Annotated in this window: 14 protein-coding genes and 1 pseudogene; 8 read left to right on the top strand and 7 right to left on the bottom strand. The window is 63.1% G+C overall.

Annotated features, from left to right (window positions below; all coding sequences use genetic code 11):
- Positions 1 to 7: 7 nt before the first annotated feature.
- The 5 genes from E5P2_RS24265 to E5P2_RS24245 form a co-directional block, all read right to left on the bottom strand.
- A complete protein-coding gene (locus E5P2_RS24265) occupies positions 8 to 349 on the bottom strand; it encodes a P-II family nitrogen regulator (RefSeq protein WP_162569675.1) in 342 nt (113 codons plus the stop codon).
- 14 nt (positions 350 to 363) lie between these two features.
- The gene (locus E5P2_RS24260; RefSeq protein ID WP_162569674.1) at positions 364 to 1905 is read right to left on the bottom strand and encodes an efflux RND transporter periplasmic adaptor subunit; all 1542 of its coding nucleotides are present in this window, start codon (positions 1903 to 1905) and stop codon (positions 364 to 366) included.
- A 16-nt stretch (positions 1906 to 1921) separates the two neighbouring features.
- Positions 1922 to 3055 carry a TolC family protein gene (locus tag E5P2_RS24255; RefSeq protein WP_232080825.1) on the bottom strand — a complete coding sequence of 378 codons (1134 nt, stop codon included), beginning with the start codon at positions 3053 to 3055 and terminating at the stop codon, positions 1922 to 1924.
- A 227-nt stretch (positions 3056 to 3282) separates the two neighbouring features.
- Complete coding sequence (locus tag E5P2_RS24250) at positions 3283 to 3681, bottom strand: hypothetical protein (protein ID WP_162569672.1); 399 nt, start codon at positions 3679 to 3681, stop codon at positions 3283 to 3285.
- 120 nt (positions 3682 to 3801) lie between these two features.
- Positions 3802 to 4845 (bottom strand): DMT family transporter, encoded by a 1044-nt coding sequence (locus E5P2_RS24245; protein ID WP_162569671.1) that lies wholly within the window; start codon positions 4843 to 4845, stop codon positions 3802 to 3804.
- A 1290-nt stretch (positions 4846 to 6135) separates the two neighbouring features.
- Here E5P2_RS24245 and E5P2_RS38185 point away from each other — a divergent pair.
- Entirely contained in the window at positions 6136 to 6468 is a 333-nt protein-coding gene (locus E5P2_RS38185; RefSeq protein WP_269475700.1) for a lysozyme inhibitor LprI family protein, read from the top strand.
- A 136-nt stretch (positions 6469 to 6604) separates the two neighbouring features.
- Positions 6605 to 7282: a DUF6988 family protein gene (locus tag E5P2_RS24235; RefSeq protein ID WP_162569669.1), complete on the top strand. Its 678-nt coding sequence runs from the start codon at positions 6605 to 6607 to the stop codon at positions 7280 to 7282.
- On the opposite strand, the gene E5P2_RS24230 is transcribed toward E5P2_RS24235, so the two are convergent.
- Together E5P2_RS24230 and E5P2_RS24225 are read right to left on the bottom strand one after the other, a co-directional pair.
- The gene (locus tag E5P2_RS24230) at positions 7279 to 8151 is read right to left on the bottom strand and encodes a restriction endonuclease (RefSeq protein ID WP_162569668.1); all 873 of its coding nucleotides are present in this window, start codon (positions 8149 to 8151) and stop codon (positions 7279 to 7281) included. The genes E5P2_RS24235 and E5P2_RS24230 overlap by 4 nt on opposite strands.
- Positions 8152 to 8163: 12 nt before the next feature.
- Positions 8164 to 8607 carry a DUF4124 domain-containing protein gene (locus tag E5P2_RS24225; RefSeq protein ID WP_232080824.1) on the bottom strand — a complete coding sequence of 148 codons (444 nt, stop codon included), beginning with the start codon at positions 8605 to 8607 and terminating at the stop codon, positions 8164 to 8166.
- 375 nt (positions 8608 to 8982) lie between these two features.
- Between E5P2_RS24225 and E5P2_RS24220 the strand changes: the two genes are divergently transcribed.
- The 6 genes and pseudogenes from E5P2_RS24220 to E5P2_RS24195 all read left to right on the top strand — a co-directional run bounded on the left by E5P2_RS24220 (position 8983) and on the right by E5P2_RS24195 (position 15978).
- Positions 8983 to 9747: a Hachiman antiphage defense system protein HamA gene (locus E5P2_RS24220; RefSeq protein ID WP_162569667.1), complete on the top strand. Its 765-nt coding sequence runs from the start codon at positions 8983 to 8985 to the stop codon at positions 9745 to 9747.
- Positions 9747 to 13265, top strand: a complete 3519-nt coding sequence (locus E5P2_RS24215) for a DEAD/DEAH box helicase (protein ID WP_162569666.1) — start codon at positions 9747 to 9749, stop codon at positions 13263 to 13265. The genes E5P2_RS24220 and E5P2_RS24215 overlap by 1 nt, the downstream gene beginning before the upstream one ends.
- A 162-nt stretch (positions 13266 to 13427) precedes the next feature.
- A complete protein-coding gene (locus tag E5P2_RS24210) occupies positions 13428 to 13853 on the top strand; it encodes a hypothetical protein (protein ID WP_162565134.1) in 426 nt (141 codons plus the stop codon).
- 263 nt (positions 13854 to 14116) lie between these two features.
- A pseudogene (locus tag E5P2_RS24205) lies at positions 14117 to 14477 on the top strand (JAB domain-containing protein); the annotation flags it as partial.
- 46 nt (positions 14478 to 14523) lie between these two features.
- Positions 14524 to 14853 (top strand): hypothetical protein, encoded by a 330-nt coding sequence (locus E5P2_RS24200; protein WP_162569665.1) that lies wholly within the window; start codon positions 14524 to 14526, stop codon positions 14851 to 14853.
- 156 nt (positions 14854 to 15009) lie between these two features.
- A complete protein-coding gene (locus tag E5P2_RS24195; RefSeq protein WP_162570642.1) occupies positions 15010 to 15978 on the top strand; it encodes a DUF932 domain-containing protein in 969 nt (322 codons plus the stop codon).
- The last annotated feature ends 97 nt before the right edge of the window (positions 15979 to 16075 follow it).

Raw genomic sequence — 16075 nt, 5'->3', positions numbered from 1 at the left:
TCGTGCCTCAGAGCGCGGCGTCGCCGCGTTCGCCCGTGCGGATGCGCACGACATCGGTGAGTTCACTCACGCCGACGATGCCGTCGCCGTTGTGTCCCGTATAGGCCGCGTTCGCGATGGCTTCAACAATGCTTTGGGCATCGGCGTCGGCGCAGAACACCATCAGCACCGTTTGCTGATGCGAATCCGGCTTCCACTCGTCGTTGGCGAAATGATGGTCGTGACCGTGCCCGCGCGGGTGACCCTGCGACGGAAAGAGCGTGAAGCCCGGCAGATGCGGCAACTCGTGGAGTGCGGCTTCGACGGCTTCGAGGCGGTGTGGACGGATGACGGCAGTGATCTGTTTCATGGTTCGCTCCCGGTTCAGTGGTCGTGGCTCGCGCCAGCCTTGCCCAGCTCGGCCTTGACGACGAAGCTGTTCGTGCCCGCGTAGCGCTCGCCGGCGCGCAGGCCCTCGCGCACCTCGATGTGCTCGCCGTCGCTGCGGCCCAGTTCCAGTGGTCTGGCCTCCAGGCTGGTGCCGTACCGTCCGAACACCACCTTCCAGTCGCGCAGGTCCTGCACGGCCTCCGCGGCGACTGCGACGGGTACGTCCTTCTCTTCGATCACCACATCGACCGACACGGGAAGGCCCGGGCGCCAGATGCCCTTGGGATTGGCCAGGGTGATGCGCGCGATGGCACTGCGCGTCTGCTCGCCGACCAGCGCACTGATGTAGTTAATCTTGGCGTCGGCTCGCGCCTCGAAGGCGTTGGCCCGCACTACGACCGGCTGTCCGGTGGCGATGCTGCCCAACTCCTGCGTGGGTACAGGAGCCTCCACCCAGACCGACTTCAGATCGGACACGGTGAAGACCGCGCTGTCTTCCTTGACGGTCTCGCCAAGCGACAGCCGCTTTTCGGTGACCACGCCGTCGATCGGTGAGCGCAACTCATAGCGGGTCAGGCTGCCGGAGCCCGGCGCGCCGCCCAGCGTCGAAAGCTTGCCCTGCGCGCTCTGGACGGCGATCGTGGACTCCTCCATCGCCGTGCGCGCCTGCAGCATGTCCTGCTCCGGCGAGATCTTTTCTTCCCACAGCTTGCGTTCGCGCTCGTAGGTCGTGCGCGCCAGGGCCAGGCGGCGCTGCGCGGCCAGCAGTTCCGCGCGCTGGTCGGACAGCCCCTGGCTGCTCAGTACCGCCAGCACCTGCCCTTTGCGCACGTTGTCTCCGGCACTCGCGAAGACCTCTTCCACCAGGCCTGCGACCCGGGGAACCACCTGAACCGTGCGGTCGCTGTTGTATTTGACTTCGCCCAGGAGCCGGAGGGTGGTGCCGATCTTGGCGGGCCCTGCGGCCGCGAGCTCGACGCCGGCCGATTTCAACTGGGCATCGGTCATGGTCACCCGGGCTTCGATCTGCTCGTAGCCGAACTGATGAGTCTTGCCCGCGTGCGCCGCCTTCACGTCGACCTTGAACGAATGCGGCTCCGAAACGATGGCGTCGCCTTGCAGGTAGTCACCTTCCTTGCGGAAGCTGAAGGGTTGAGGCGCCTGCCCCAGCCGTTCGAGCGTCAACTGGACCTGACTCTGTGCCGGATCCAGCGGCTTTCCGTCCAGATAGGTATAGAGCCTGAACTGGGGTTCGACGCCGGTCTCGAAGATCGTGACCTCGACTGCATAGTTGCCGTCCTTCAGCAGCTTGCCGCCGCGCGGGCCCTTCGCGGGTTCTTTGGCTTTTCCACTGTCGTGCTCGTCCTTGCGCTCGTCTTTGTGGTCATTGGCCATGGTTTCTTCGTGGCCGTGGCCGTTTTCGTCGGCGCCAGACGTGGTCTTCTTGTTGCCGAGGATGAAGGCGCCCAAGACGACGGTGAGGATGACGACCGCGCCGATGGCGAGGCGCTGCTTTTTGGGTTCGGGGGATTTCATGGGAGTCTTCCGTGTTTCATTGAGCGTTCGACAGGCTGTCGACGCCGAGCATCCGGTTGAGGTCGGCGCTCGCGCGGTGTGCTTCAGCGAGTGCGCGCAGATACTGGGTGCGCGCCTGCAGCAGGGTGCGCTGGGCGTCGAGGGCCTCCAGAAAGCTGAACTTGCCCAGCTCGAACCCCTTGGTTGCGGCGTCGAAGGCGCTCTGAGCGCCGGGCAGGACATCGGCGGCCAAGGATTGCGCTTCAGCGCGAGATACCGCCAGCCGCTCGCGCGCCTGGATCGCTTCGCTTTCGATTTGCAGCCTGGCCGCGAGCAGCTCGTCGCGCGCTTTGTCTTCGCGCTTCAGCGCTTCGAGCACATTGCCCTGGTTGCGGTCGAACAAGGGCAGCGGAATCGAGAGGCCGATGACCACCTGGTTGCGGCCCACCTCCTGGTCACGCTTAGCACCCAGGCTGATCGTGACGTCAGACATCCGGCGAGCGTTTTCCACGGCCGTCATGGCCTTGCGTCGCTCGACCTCCAGTTCGGCGCGGCGAAGCGCGGGCGCGCTGTTCAGCTGTGCGCGCAAGGTGCTTTCCGACAGCGGCGCAGGCAGGTCGGTCAGCGTTCCATCAAGGGTATGGTTCCCCTGCGGTTGTCCCATGGCGCTGTTGAGGCGCGCGCGTGCGCCGACTTCTTCTCCGCGCAACTGGGCCAGTTCGATCCTCGCGCTGGCTTCGGCCACGCGTGCCTTGGTTTCCTCGACCGGAGAGACCTTGCCCGCCTGCACGCGTTGTGCGGCCGCCCGCGACGAGCGCTGCGTCAGCGCGAGCGACGCCTCGGACACGCGCGCGCGTTCCTGGATGGCCAGCAGATCGAAGAAGGCCGTGACGACCGCCGCACGAACCGCGTGGCGGCGTGCGCCCAGATCGGACCGCGCCACGTCCGTCGCTCGATCGGCCGCTGCGATGCGGGCATCGCGCTTGCCGCCCAGTTCGATTGGCTGGTTGATCTGCAGGGTGGTCGTGCGGGTTTCGCGCCGCGTGTCCTCCAGCAGGAACGCTACCTCGGGATTGGGCCGTGCTTGTGCCTGTAGACGGGCGCCACCCGTCGCATCGACTTCCGCGCTGGCGGTAGCCAGCTCGGGGTTGTGCGCCAGAGCCAATTCCACGGCTTGGCGTACCGACAGCGACGAAGACCCGGGCGTGCCAGGTATCGCCGTAGGGGGCAATGAATTGGAAGGGGGTGGCGTGCCTTGGGCTGACGCCACACGCACCATGAGAACCGCCGCTATGAGCGGCAAGAAAAACCTGCGCATCGAATTCTCCGCTGAACACTGAATGGAGGAATTCGGCGAAGCTCGGGCTGCGTTGGCTTTCCTGCTCTATCGAGAAAGGGCTACGCGCACTCGAACTGACCTCGCCGAAGGACTTCGGCAAGGCTCTTGGGAGGGCGTTCGAGCGCGGCGATCAGGGTGCTGGGATAGAAACCCGTGGGTTCCGCGGGTTCTCGGCCGCCCGCGAACACGGGGGCGGGCAACTTGGGCATGGAGGGCAGGGGATTGGCGCCCAAAAAGTGATGGTAGTCCCCGTCACTGGTGTTGGCCGTGCCTTCATCGGCCGCGGACGACACCTCGTCTGCAGCGTGACTCTGCGAGGCCTGAGGGTGATGGCCTTCGTGATGGCCAAAATGCGCAGTTGCACCCGCTTCTTCATGCTCGCAGAACGCGGCCGCTGCACTCCAGGCCGAGTGGAACGGCAGAAGTGCGATCAGCAAGAAAAGCAGGATGCAGCGCATGGCGGCCGGAGTTTAGCAATGGGCGTCCGGGGGCCGTTGCCAATAGGGTTGTTGCAATGAAGGGTAACAGGCAGCAACGCCCCCGCAATCAGGCTTTCGTCGCTGCAGCACCAACCTCTCTCAGTGCGTGTGCCGATGATGAACATCGGGGTAGTGCGAATGGGCGTGCGCCACGGGCTCATGCCTATGCCAGTGCGTGTGCTTCGCCGCAGCCGGTGTACCGTCGGCATGCGTGTGCTGGTGGTGCTCATCGTGCTCGTGCTCATGGGCGTGCTCCAACGGCTCATGCACATGCAGGTGCCCATGGCTTTCGGTCAGATGAAGCCAGACGCCAATCGCCATCAGCACGCCGGCCAACGCGAGTTGAAGGGTGAAAGGCTCGCCCAGAAGCCCGATCGCCACAACGGCGCCGAAGAACGGAGCCACCGAGAAATACGCGCCGGTTCGGGCGGTGCCGAGATGTCGCAGTGCGATCACGAACAGGACCAGGCTCGTGCCATAGCTCAGCAGGCCCAGGACGCCAGCGCCCGCCAGAACGGTGGCAGAAGGCCAACTGGCCCCGGTGGCCACCGCGAGCGCGAGGTTGGTAGCGCCGGCCACCAGTCCCTTGGTCATGGCGATGAACGAGGCGTCGGTCACCGACACCTTGCGCGTCAGGTTGTTGTCCAAGGCCCAGGCAAGGCAGGCACCGAGCACGGCCAGCGACGGCCACAGGGCGCCAGCACGCGCTTCGCTGGGCCAACTGAGAACCATGGCTCCGGCGACGATGGCGAGCATGCCCAGGGCAATGCGGCGATCAAAGTTCTCCTTGAAGGCGAACCAGGCGATCAGTGCGGTCAGCACCCCCTCGGCGTTGAGCAGCAGGGAGGCATCGGCAGCAGCCATGCCGACGAGGCCCGTCATGAGCAGTAGCGGACCCAGCATCCCACCCGCGATCACGGCACCGGCAAGCCAACCTGCTTCTGTGCGCCGAAGCCGCACGGCCGGAGGGCGCGATACAAGCCGCCAGACAAGCAGTCCGACACCCGAACCCAGGTAGAGCACGCCGGCGAGCAGCCAGGGGCTGGCATGCGCCAGCAGCAGCTTAGCGAAGGGTGTGCCGGCGCCAAAAAGCGCCGCCGCGCCAAGGGCGGCGCCGATGCCGCGGTGAAACAAGATGCTCATGCTGCGTTTGTAGCGGATTACGGGACCTCACATGGTCAGGTGGCCCTGCTGGGTGCCAGTTGGGGGCAGCCGTGGCCGTCGCACTGGCGGCGCGCACGAAGACAACTACTTTGCTGTCCGTACCCAGCATGTGTTGTGCTGCCGAGTTCGGAATGGTCGAAAAGGAACTGCGTCGCATCTCTGGCGTTGGCGATATTGCACTGGATACCTCGGGCTGGTGCGCATCGAGCATCAGGCCGTTCCCGACAGCGAACTCGTTACAACGGTGGCGCGTTCCGGCGTCGAGGTCCGCCTGAGCGATGCGCCCAGCGTGAAAGCCCCCGTGTCTCCATCGTGTTGTCGATGGCGTAGCTCACGATCTTGCGCGAGCCTGCATCCAGGATGGGCCGTCAGATACGCGAAATGGCTGCCTACCTAAGGGTACATGATGTCTGCCACTTAGAGCTGGTCGGGACCCGGCACGAGGCCCTTGGCAAGGTTCGGGAAGATCGGGCTCGTGTGATTACTGTTGGTGGTCACGACGAAACGCCTCCTCGGCTTCTTTTGCGGGCAGCGCCTGAGCCGGAGCCAATGCGGTTTGCTGGACGGCAACTTCGGCCGCCGGTGTCGGGCGCGGCGCCAGGGCGGCGCTCGGCGGCCTCCTCGACGGTCACTCGGTAGCGGGTGAGCGACAGATGACTTGGCCGGACCCATACGGTCATGTTTGTGTCGGGATGGTTGGTGCCGTCACTGCGATCAGAACGATCGAAACGGATGAAGCGAATCGGGCGCTGAACATGGATATGTTCGCTCGCCAGTTGCTCTTACTTTTCAATGAGGTGCTCGGCGCCCAACGTGCACCTTGAGTGTTGGATGCGCATGGCCACCCCTTCGCGAGTCGCGCTGAAATGGCTCGCGATGGGCTAGCGGGGCTTGCGTTGCGGCGGATGGCTCGCCCCGTACCCTGGCGCACAGCCCGGAGCGCGATCCGGATCTCGCCGTCAGCGACGGGTGGCGACACGATCCGCGCCGGATCTACAAAGCCTATAAAATGTGCTTCGGAGGTCTGGTGTACCCAAACGTGTACCCCAAGAACCGTGACGTTTGCGGAATGAGTACTGGCGCGGCCCGCAGTTGGTTTTTCGATTCAGCCCCAGGCCACCAGATTTTCCCTTTGGGATCAAGTACTTAGCCCAACCATTCGTGGTTGGGCTTTTTGCTTTCTGGCGCCGTGTAGGCATCATGTAGGCATTCTCAGTCAACGCAGAGCAACATAAATCTCTTGGTTTTCGCTGCTCACCGCTTGTTGGCTTGAGTCGCCACAGCAGGAATCCTAGACGCGATTCCGCCACCAGCGCCCCACCGGTAGCTCGGAGCCCCGCACTTGGCCGGTGCGATGCCTCAACGCGCGGCTATACGGCGGCAAGGGCTCGCCTCGATGACGCCGGCAAGGCAGCGTTGCGCGACGAGCAGCGGGCTTGGATCAAGACACGCGAAGCGACGTGCGGCGAGGCGAAGATTGCCGCCAACATCAAGGGCGACATCGCAGGAGGCTCTCCCATGGCACTTGAAGTTGCGGGTTGCCAGACGAAACTGACTGAGCAGCGCACCAAGGAACTGCACGCTCTGGTTGCCAGCGGCTAATTGCCGAGGCCGACCATGTTCGATTTCTACCAGTCAAACCGGAACGACACGTGGCGCTACACGCTGGGCAAGGCCGGCAGCGATTCTCTCTCTGGATGGCCGAGGGTCGCCGCCTGTGGTCTACGATCTCGAGTCGATGGACCTCACAACACATTCGAACGTTGCGCCCGATCTGCTGCGAATGCTCAGGCGCTCTCAGGGGCTGCAGGATCGCATATTCGAGATCCTCGGCGAGGACGGTTTTAACGACGCGCCGCGGTCTCAGGCCGCCGTGGGAATGTGCCTGGTTTCGGTAGAGCACGGACAGGCCGTCCAAGTGCTTATGTCCCTCGCCCTTGCCGTGTCCGCGGTAGGGCTCGTGCGCCTGCAGTTCGAAGCGCTGACGCGCGCCGTCTGGCTGCTGTATGCCGCGCCCGATTCGGCGGTGGACAAGATGCAGGCACCCCTGGCGAAGGAGAGCGAACAGGCTGCCAAGAATTTGCCGGGCGCGAGCGACATGATCGATGACTTGGTGAAGAAGGGCAGGGCACCGGCCGCGGCGCATCAGATGCTGTCTCACTTTAAGGAAGTTAGCTGGCCTGCGCTGAACTCGTTCGTTCACGGAGGCGTTCACGCCTTGAGCCGGTCTGCCGATGGCTTTCCCACTGTGCTCGCGCTACAACTACTGCGCAATTCGAACGGCCTGACCACGATGACTGGCATGACACTGGCCGTTCTGACCGGCGATCAGCTTTGTGCGAATGCGATGTCTAGGATTCAGCGGGAATTTGCAGATTGCTTGCCTGAACTTCTAGAACACCCGCCCGCCGCTTAGCCGATCTCGCCAGTGGCGCGCACGCCGCGGCACGTCGGATAGGTTGAACATCCCCAGAAGTTCTGCCCAGCGTTCTTTCCCTTCTTCGCCGTGCGTTTGATCATCCCCGCCCCGCAAGATGGGCACGATGGCTGTGGCGCAGGCGTCCACTCCGGCTGGGGCCTATTTGCTGGTTCGGGCTCGCGCGGGGTGGATAGCGAATTCTTGGCCTGCCGGATAAGGGCGAAGAGCCGGGCACCGTCGACGAGCTTGACGTTTCGTCCCTGCGCAAAATCTTGAGCGTCGCCGCTGAACGTGCCCGACGTCACCACGAATCCGCCAGTGGCGCCACGTGCGGCCATCACCCCGTACAGTTCGCGCACTACGTCGACGCCGACCTTGAAGGCCTTCCACTGCTTGCATTGCACTAGGAACTTCTCGCCGCCCTTCGTCAACACCAGATCAACGCCACCATCGGCGCCACCGCCGCCAGTCTCCAGCACGCGGAAGCCCTGCAGCCTGAAGGCCTCGCCGACCAGCACCTCGAATTCGCGCCAGGACATGCCGTCCAGTGCATCGGCGCCCTTGGCCTGTGCGACGTTGCCTACGAGCGTCTGGCGGGCTTTGCGGCGCCAGGCCGACATGCCTGCGCCAATAAGGCACAGCACTGGCACGATGTACTGCCCGTAGACCGCCAACATGGCCCCGGCGGATCGGACAGCCGTCGTGGCGACATCGCCCGGCTGGAAGCTCGTCACCGGCACCGGTTGTGCCCATCGGTGCAGGATCACGTAGCACACCACGGCCACGACGACCCCGCCCCACCAAGGTAGCAGGGCGACAACCTCAAGGAAGTCCTCCAGCGGACTCGACATTCTTCTTCTTGCCATCGTCCGCTTCCTTTAGCACCGGAGATCAAAGAAGCGCTTGCGCGCTTGGTACAACTCCACGTCCGTCCGACCATTGGTCGTGCCCGTGGCGCCGGCCGCGTTGGCCTCAAGGCCCGGCAAGTTGCTGTCGAGACGCGTGCACTCGCCCTGGTCTTGCGCGCTCAGCTTGATCCTGCGCCGCATGACATCCATTTCTTCGTGCGGCTTGCCGGTGAGCGGTTGCAGGGCCTTGTCGAACGCGGTATTCATCTCGGCGGTTTGCACGTCCTTCCCCTTGCGCGATTGGCCGGTCATCTTGTCGACGCCTTGATTCGGGGTGGCGTCGACCACCTTGGCGCCGACACAGGGCGCGTCGGAGTAGCTGACCTTGCCAGCGATCTCGCATCGGTATACGGGCGGGCCGGCGGTGGCGGCAGACGCGACAAGCAGGAGGGGAAGAACGGACAGCAGGCGCATCGTTATGGCAGGACTTATGCGGAGCCTGACTTTTACCTTAGACTTTTCATCGCTCGGGCCCGCGTGCTCGACCGCGTTGGCAATATGTCACGCACCGCTGGAATGGTAAAGCCGCCAGCGCCCGCACCCGACCCCTGACACCAACCGACAGCACGTCCTTGGGAGGCGGCTTTCGAGCGATCTATGTGTTGATGGGCATTGCATCCAAACTGCGAAGCTGAGTCTGGAGACCCGGACATCTGGTAAGTTACTATTGTTTCCCTGAGCCCCACGTGCGCGGCGGCATGGGCCCCGCCGTCATAGTCCATCCGCGCTGAGATCGGTATTGCTGGCCGAGCGGGTGCGAGGGCATTCCATAGTCGAAGGTTATATCGCATGACGCGTTTCGCCGAATGGTGCACGGAGGTCACCGTTGGGTGCACTGCGCCGCATAGCCACACGATGATGACCGCAGATGCATCGAAGTTTGATGCGTCGGTCGCCATCGTGGCAGATGTGATGCCCGATCACTTCTTGCCGTCGAGCCGGTTGGCCGAGATGTTCGCTCGCCTGCAGCGGCACGAAGTCGCGGAGTTGATTCAAAACAGGCTGCCAGAAAGCGCGCAGCTCAAGTCCGGCGATCTCGGCGAGGTGTTGTGCACAACTTTCGTCCGTGAGAAGACGCCGTTTATGCTGGGCATAAAGCGCCTTCAGTTCAAGGATCACCGCAATATGTCGATGCGAGGTGACGACATGTTGGGCTTCAACTTGAACCCAGTTACAGGCAAGCTCACTGTGCTCAAGGCGGAATCTAAGAGCAATGCGGCCATGCCCGCTTCCACCGTGGCGACAGCCCGTAAAGCGCTTTCGGGCTTTGCCGAGCTGCCTTCGCCCCATTCAATGGGATTCGTCGCCGACCGACTGCTTGACCTTGCCGACAAGCCCCTGCGTGACGCAATCGACGATGCGCAGTTGAAGAAGTCGTTGAAGCCGACAGACATCACGCACATGCTGTTCGCCTTTACCGGCAACGACACGACCAAGCTGTTGCAAGCAAACTTGAGCGGCTACACCGGGGGGGCGACCCAGCACTACGTCGGGCTGCGAGTCCCTGAGCATCAGACGTTCATCAAAGCCGTTTTCACGGCCGTTGGGGCCTGATGGCATCCACACTCGAGGAACTGCGCTCCAACATCAGTGAAGCGGTTGAGGCGGGTTACCGTCAACAGCTGCTTGCAAGGGGGCAGGCGCGCGGCATGATTTGGCGTTCGGGCGAGCTGCCAATCGATGCGCCGGATTTCAGTCCGCTTCTGTCGGAGGACCTGCTCTCGTTCGGCTACTCGCTGCTGCTCCATGGCTTGCGGTATCTAGACCTAGGCGGAGACTTCGCGACCGCGCGACAAGCGTTCGAGGTTGCGGCGGAGTCCATCGAGGCGGTCGTTGCCCGAGGGGAGCTGGATGAGACGCGGGATTTCCACCGCTTGGTCGCAGGCAGCGCGTACCACCTGGGGCGATTCTCTGCGCGCGCCTACTCACTCCTGAGATCGGATTTCGAGCAGGCCAACCTGTCTGTCATTGAGCGATGCCTGGCACAACTGGTGTTGCGGGATCTTGCTGGGGTGAACCGTGCGGTCGCAGGCTGGTTCGAGTCCGGCGCCGGTTCCGACGACAACGTCATGGCTGCGCTGGATCCCCTTTTTGAAGTAGACAGTCAGGGGGAGGCCCTGGAAGACGGCGAAGGTGTGGCTGAGGCCCTCTTGCTTGGCTTGGAGGGCAACTTCATGTCGGCGATGTCCCAGACGCTGCTCGCTTTGGAGCGGGGCGAACAGCAACTCATCCGCGAAGCCCAGGCGCGGCTCAGGCAGGGCCTGTCCGTCGCTGGCGACATGAACTTCGTCAGCCAGTGGTGGGTGCATCGCTTGGCGGTGTACGTCGTCGACTCCCTATGGTCCAGCAGCTTCCACGCGATCCTGCCCATGGCAGGTCCCGATGGAGCAGCAGTTGGCGATTGGGCATCGCTGCGCAAATTATTCATCACCGCGCTGTTGTGCCGAGGTCGGTCGGAGATTGAGCTTTGGCCGTCCCAAATTGACGCGGCGAAGCGTGTGCTGGAGTACGACGCCAACCTTGTGCTGTCACTGCCCACCAGTGCGGGAAAGACGCGCATCGCAGAGTTGTGCATCCTCGCGTGCCTGGCGGCAGGCAAGCGAGTTGTTTTCGTCACGCCCTTGCGTGCGCTGTCCGCGCAAACCGAGGTCTCGCTGCGTCGCACGTTTGGCGCGCTCGGCAAAAGCGTCTCAAGCCTCTATGGCAGCATCGGTGCCAGCAGTGGCGATGTCGACACGCTCAAGTCGCGCGACATCGTGGTGTCGACGCCCGAGAAGCTCGATTTCGCCCTACGGAGCGACCCGACGCTCTTGGATGACGTGGGGTTGGTGGTCCTCGACGAAGGCCACATGATCGGGCTCGGCGAGCGGGAGGTGCGCTACGAGGCACAGATTCAGCGGCTGCTTCGGAGGCCTGACGCAGCTTCCCGGCGCATCGTCTGCCTTTCCGCGATCCTGCCTGATGGTGACCAACTCGCTGACTTCACCGCTTGGCTCACGGCCGACCGGCCCGATGGACTCATCAAGAACGGTTGGCGCCCAACGCGGCTTCGATTTGGTGAGGTTGACTGGAACCCCGCGACCAAGGTCGCTCAGCTGAACGTGGTGGTCGGGGACGAGCATCCGTTCATTCCCAAGTTTGTAGTCGGCAAGAGGACATCCAATCGAGCAAACGCGGCGATCATCCCCGGATCGCAGACCGACCTTTGCATTTTTACGGCGTGGCGCCTGATTGAGGATGGCCAGTCGGTTCTGGTCTTTTGTCCGATCCGCGTGTCGGTCATGCCGTTCGCCAAGCGCATCATCGAGCTCAGCAATAAGGGGCTGCTCCAGCCCATCACGACGCCGCCGGCCGCCGCCATCGCATCTGCGTTGGCCGTGGGCGCTGAGTGGTTCGGCGCGGACCACGAGATCTTGAAATGCCTTCGAATGGGCGTGGCAGTACACCACGGCGAGCTGCCCACCCAGTTCCGCAAGGAGGTGGAGCGCTTGCTCCGTGAAGGCATCCTGAAGCTTACGGTGTCGTCCCCCACGCTCGCGCAGGGACTTAATCTTGCGGCCACCAGCCTCATCTTCCATGGGCATTTCAGGCATGGCGAGGCTATCGACGAGTCGGAGTTCCGCAACGTCGTCGGTCGGGCTGGCCGCGCATATGTCGACATTGAAGGCTTGGTGCTCTACCCGATGTTCGACGAGCACAACAAGCGCCGAGATGCATGGAAGGGGCTCATTCGCGGCGATAAGCAACGTGAGATGGAGAGCGGCATCTTCCGACTGCTTTACTGGCTGCTTGATCGCATGGTCAAGAAGCTTGGGACCAGGGACGTCGATGCCTTGCTGGCGTATGTGGCAGGTCAGGGTGCCTGGAGCTTTGCAGCGGTGCCTGGAGAAGGAAAAAGGTTGGCGGAGGCCGCGGCTGACGATTGGCCGCGTCATCTCACGAGCCTCGACACTGCCATCTTCAGCTTGCTTGGGGACGCGCAAGTTGCTGATGAAGAGCTCGAGTCAAAAATCGATGAGGTGCTGACGTCATCGCTGCTGATGCGCCGGCTCGCTCGAAAGAGCGAGGGTGTTCAAAAGGCGCTTCTCTCTGGTTTGAAGGCGCGCGCCAAGCTGATCTGGAACGGCTCCACAGCGGCGCAACGGCGCGGCTATTTCCTCGCCGGAGTTGGCCTTGAGACGGGGCGAAAGCTGGATGAGAAGGCCGACGAGCTCGAGTTCTTGCTGCTCAGGGCGGATACCGCTGTAGACGGCGGCGAGGCCGATGAAGCTGTCAAGGCGATCATCACTTTCGCCGAGATTGCTTTCGAGATCCCCCCGTTCAAGCCGAAGTCGTTGCCGCTCGATTGGCGAAAGTTCCTAGATCAGTGGCTGAGGGGAGCGCCTGTTACCGAGCTGGGGGACGAAGACGCAGACGACGCGATATCGCTCATAGAGCATGCATTCGTCTACAACTTGCCGTGGGCAATGGAAGCCGTGCGGGTTCGTGCGCAGGCCCACGCGCCTGTTGAGGATCCATTCGACCTAGATATCGACCTGCTGCCGAATCTGGGCAGCGGCAGCGCCGTTGCTGCTGTCGAGACGGGAACGTTGTCCATTCCGGCTGCGGTGCTGATCAAGGCCGGCTTCGCGTCGAGGCTTGGCGCCATCAGCGCGGTGGTCTCCACTGCCGCGGATTTCGACGACGCCAGGGGCATGCGTGCGTGGCTTGCCTCAGACACTGTGCTGGCTTGGAGCGTCATTCCCACCTGGCCGACCGAAAACTCGCACGAGCTGTGGAAGGAGTTCACTGCTCCGCATGGAGCAGGCAGCGTAGCACCGTGGACTATGACGGGGTACACCGGCCCGGTTCAGTGGAACGGTGGCGTACCGATGCCGCCCGGGATGCCCCTGCGCATCGCCGGCTCCGGACCGAAAGCCGGCGTCATCTACAGCAGCGACTACCGAGAATTGGGCAGAGTTCGTTATCCCTTCAGTCAGACGGCCGTCGGCCTCACAGTGGCAACGTCGAACGGTGCGCCAGACCAGATCTCGTTCGAGTACACCGGACCGAATGACCTGATTCAGCCCTGATGTACCCGCGTCGGATCTGGGCGCTGGCGCTCGCGGCCATCAATGAGCCGCGAATAGCCGGGCCTAAAAGGCGCCATTTGCCCCGATTTCACTTGCCAGTTCGGCTAGAGCTGCATACGAGCGCTGGAGGCGTAGCGCATAAGGCCACCGCTGGTGGCGGGCATGTCCGACCGCTTCCGGATGGTCAACTCGCGAAACTCGCCGGCCGCATTGGGTCCGTCCTTGCCGTTCGCGGGTTCCGTCTTGAACGACCATCCGAGCGTTGGCGATTCCAGAAAATCTCAGCCACATATGACCGTGATGAGCCTGTACAAGAACAGTCTCCGCCTCGACTTTTCCCGACTTTCGATCACCCGGGTTGGCGCACAGGCCATGCCGGGCTCTATGCCGTCTGGGATTTCAGGCATTCCGTCTCCCTCGTCTGTCTTTCGTTCGCACGATCCCAAGGAGAAATTGATGATCGAAACCTATTCGCCTCTTGAAGGCCTTGCCGCGTTTGCAATTGCATTCGTGGCCGGAATCCTGACAGTTGTTCTGGTAAAGCGCCACGTCGACGGCGCCGTCGAGAGGGCACGGTCTTCCGGGTAGCTGTCGGCTGCCAGTGCCTGCGAGGCGCAGCCCCCGCGTCCCGCATCCACTTCAAGTCTTCTTCCTCAACCCAGCCCCGCGCGATTTGTCGCTCGGGGCTTTTCTATTTCCGGAGCTATGTTCATGATCGTTCCCGTTCGTCTTCTTGGCGCAGCCAAGGTGCCCGCAGCATGAGCTGCCCGATCTACTCCCGTCCGCGCGTCGTACAGCAAGCCTTGCAACTGCTGGCGCGCGAGGCGCGTGCAGCCGACGCGCTGACTTCCCCGGATGTCGTGCGTGACTACTTGCGCCTCCTTCTGGGAGACCGTCCGCATGAAGTCTTTGCCGTTGTCTTCGTGGATGCAATGCATCGCGTGCTCGACATCGTCGAGTTGTTCCGGGGAACGCTGACGCAGACCTCGGTCTATCCGCGCGAGGTCGTCGTCGAGGCGCTGGCGCGCAACGCCGCAACCGTCATCCTGGCCCACAACCATCCCAGCGGCCACACCCGAACCCTCGCGGGCCGATGAGTTGTTGACGCACTCCCTCAAGGCAGCTCTGGCGCTCGTGGATATACGGGTGCTGGACCATGTCCTGGTGACTCGCAGCGCTGCCGTCAGCTTCGCCGAACGCGGCTTGCTATAGGGCTCGCAGGTCTTTCCTCTTCAACCATATTCAACGGAGTCCATCCATGCCAACCTGTTCCAAATGCTCTTCCACGCGTGTTGGCACGCGAAACCGTGGTCGCAAGACGGCCGGCGCCTTAGGCGCCTTGGCCGGCGCCGCCAGTGGCGCTGCCGGCGTCCTCCGCGGTGCCCAAGCCGGCGCGACGATCGGTGCCGGTGGAGGGCCAGCGGGCGCTGTGCTGGGCACCATTGCCGGAGCCGCGTTGGGCGGCCTGGCAGGGGGCATCGCCGGCTGCGAACTCGGATCGACTTTAGGGGAGGCCGTCGACAACAACTTCCTGGACAACTGCGAATGTCTGGATTGCGGCTACACCTTCAACGCGAAGACCTTCTAACGGTCTGAGTTTCCTCAGGGCTCGCTGCCCACTGCGTGCGTCTTGCGCACGCTTGTCTTTCTCCCTTTTTCCTCCCTCGCAAACCGAATCGGCCGCATCCCGCGGCGGGCTTGGCCATGCGCGTCGCTTTGTTCAATTCTCAAAAAGGAAATCTTCATGGCTCACCTTCTGCAATCAATGGCCTACGTCGGCCAAACACCGTGGCACGACTTGGGCAACCAACTGCCAGCCAAGCAACCCATCGAGGTCTGGGCAAAAGAAGCCGGCATGGACTGGACCATCCGCGAAACCCCGGTGCGCTTCATGGCGGACCAGGCCGGCGCGCTCGGCTCGATCATGACGTTCGACGACCAGAAAGTTTTGTACCGCAGCGACACCAAGGCACCGCTGTCGGTGGTGAGCAACCGCTATCAGGTGGTCCAGCCCAAGGAGGTCCTCGAGTTCTATCGAGACCTAACAACTGTGAGCGGCTATGAGCTTGAAACCGCAGGTGTCCTGAAATCAGGCCGGAAGTTCTGGGCGCTGGCGCGTACCGGCAAGGAGTCGGCGCTCAAGGGCACCGATGTCGTCAAGGGCTACATCTTGCTCGCGACCTCCTGCGATGGAACGCTGGCCACCACGGCCACGCCGACCACGATCCGTGTCGTGTGCAACAACACCCTGTCGATCGCTCTCAACGGCGCCCCCAGCGCCGTCAAGGTGCCGCACAGCACTAGCTTCGACGCCGATGCCGTCAAGCGGCAACTCGGCATCGCGGTGTCGGGATGGGACAGCTTCATTTACAGGATGAAGACTTTGTCCGAGCGGAGGGTGAAGACGCACGAATCGATGAACTTCTTCTTGAAGGTCCTCTGCCAAAGCGATGGCCATGCCGATGCGGCCTTGGGGCTGACCAATGAGCGCGCCCTCAAGAAGGTCCAGGCGCTCTACGACGGCCACGGACGGGGTGCCGAACTGCAAGCGGCCAAGGGCACGGCCTGGGGACTGCTCAGCGCCGTGACCGAGTTCGTGGACCACGAACGGCGTGCGCGCAACCAGGAGTACCGCCTTGACAGCGCATGGTTCGGCCAAGGCGCAGCGCTCAAGCAACGCGCCCTCGACCATGCGCTGCAGTTGGCTACCTGAAGCAACTCAGCGATCGATCTCCCACCCCACCACCGCGTCATATGCCTCGGCCCATTTCGATGGACCGGGGCGTTTTTGTTGTTCGCGGCGCAACCAA

The organism is Variovorax sp. SRS16 (genome assembly GCF_901827165.1).
In the GTDB taxonomy this organism is placed as follows: Bacteria; Pseudomonadota; Gammaproteobacteria; order Burkholderiales; family Burkholderiaceae_C; genus Variovorax.
The sequence above is the reverse complement of the archived record's forward strand: the minus strand, read 5'-3'. Positions and strand labels throughout refer to the sequence as shown.

What these genes read in the sequence shown, in the direction of transcription:
- E5P2_RS24265 (WP_162569675.1), bottom strand. Translation starts at nt 349, where the DNA reads ATGAAACAGATCACTGCCGTCATCCGTCCACACCGCCTCGAAGCCGTC.
- E5P2_RS24260 (WP_162569674.1), bottom strand. Translation starts at nt 1,905, where the DNA reads ATGAAATCCCCCGAACCCAAAAAGCAGCGCCTCGCCATCGGCGCGGTC.
- E5P2_RS24250 (WP_162569672.1), bottom strand. Translation starts at nt 3,681, where the DNA reads ATGCGCTGCATCCTGCTTTTCTTGCTGATCGCACTTCTGCCGTTCCAC.
- E5P2_RS24245 (WP_162569671.1), bottom strand. Translation starts at nt 4,845, where the DNA reads ATGAGCATCTTGTTTCACCGCGGCATCGGCGCCGCCCTTGGCGCGGCG.
- E5P2_RS24235 (WP_162569669.1), top strand. Translation starts at nt 6,605, where the DNA reads ATGGACCTCACAACACATTCGAACGTTGCGCCCGATCTGCTGCGAATG.
- E5P2_RS24230 (WP_162569668.1), bottom strand. Translation starts at nt 8,151, where the DNA reads ATGGCAAGAAGAAGAATGTCGAGTCCGCTGGAGGACTTCCTTGAGGTT.
- E5P2_RS24225 (WP_232080824.1), bottom strand. Translation starts at nt 8,607, where the DNA reads ATGCGCCTGCTGTCCGTTCTTCCCCTCCTGCTTGTCGCGTCTGCCGCC.
- E5P2_RS24220 (WP_162569667.1), top strand. Translation starts at nt 8,983, where the DNA reads ATGACGCGTTTCGCCGAATGGTGCACGGAGGTCACCGTTGGGTGCACT.
- E5P2_RS24215 (WP_162569666.1), top strand. Translation starts at nt 9,747, where the DNA reads ATGGCATCCACACTCGAGGAACTGCGCTCCAACATCAGTGAAGCGGTT.
- E5P2_RS24210 (WP_162565134.1), top strand. Translation starts at nt 13,428, where the DNA reads ATGTCCGACCGCTTCCGGATGGTCAACTCGCGAAACTCGCCGGCCGCA.
- E5P2_RS24200 (WP_162569665.1), top strand. Translation starts at nt 14,524, where the DNA reads ATGCCAACCTGTTCCAAATGCTCTTCCACGCGTGTTGGCACGCGAAAC.
- E5P2_RS24195 (WP_162570642.1), top strand. Translation starts at nt 15,010, where the DNA reads ATGGCTCACCTTCTGCAATCAATGGCCTACGTCGGCCAAACACCGTGG.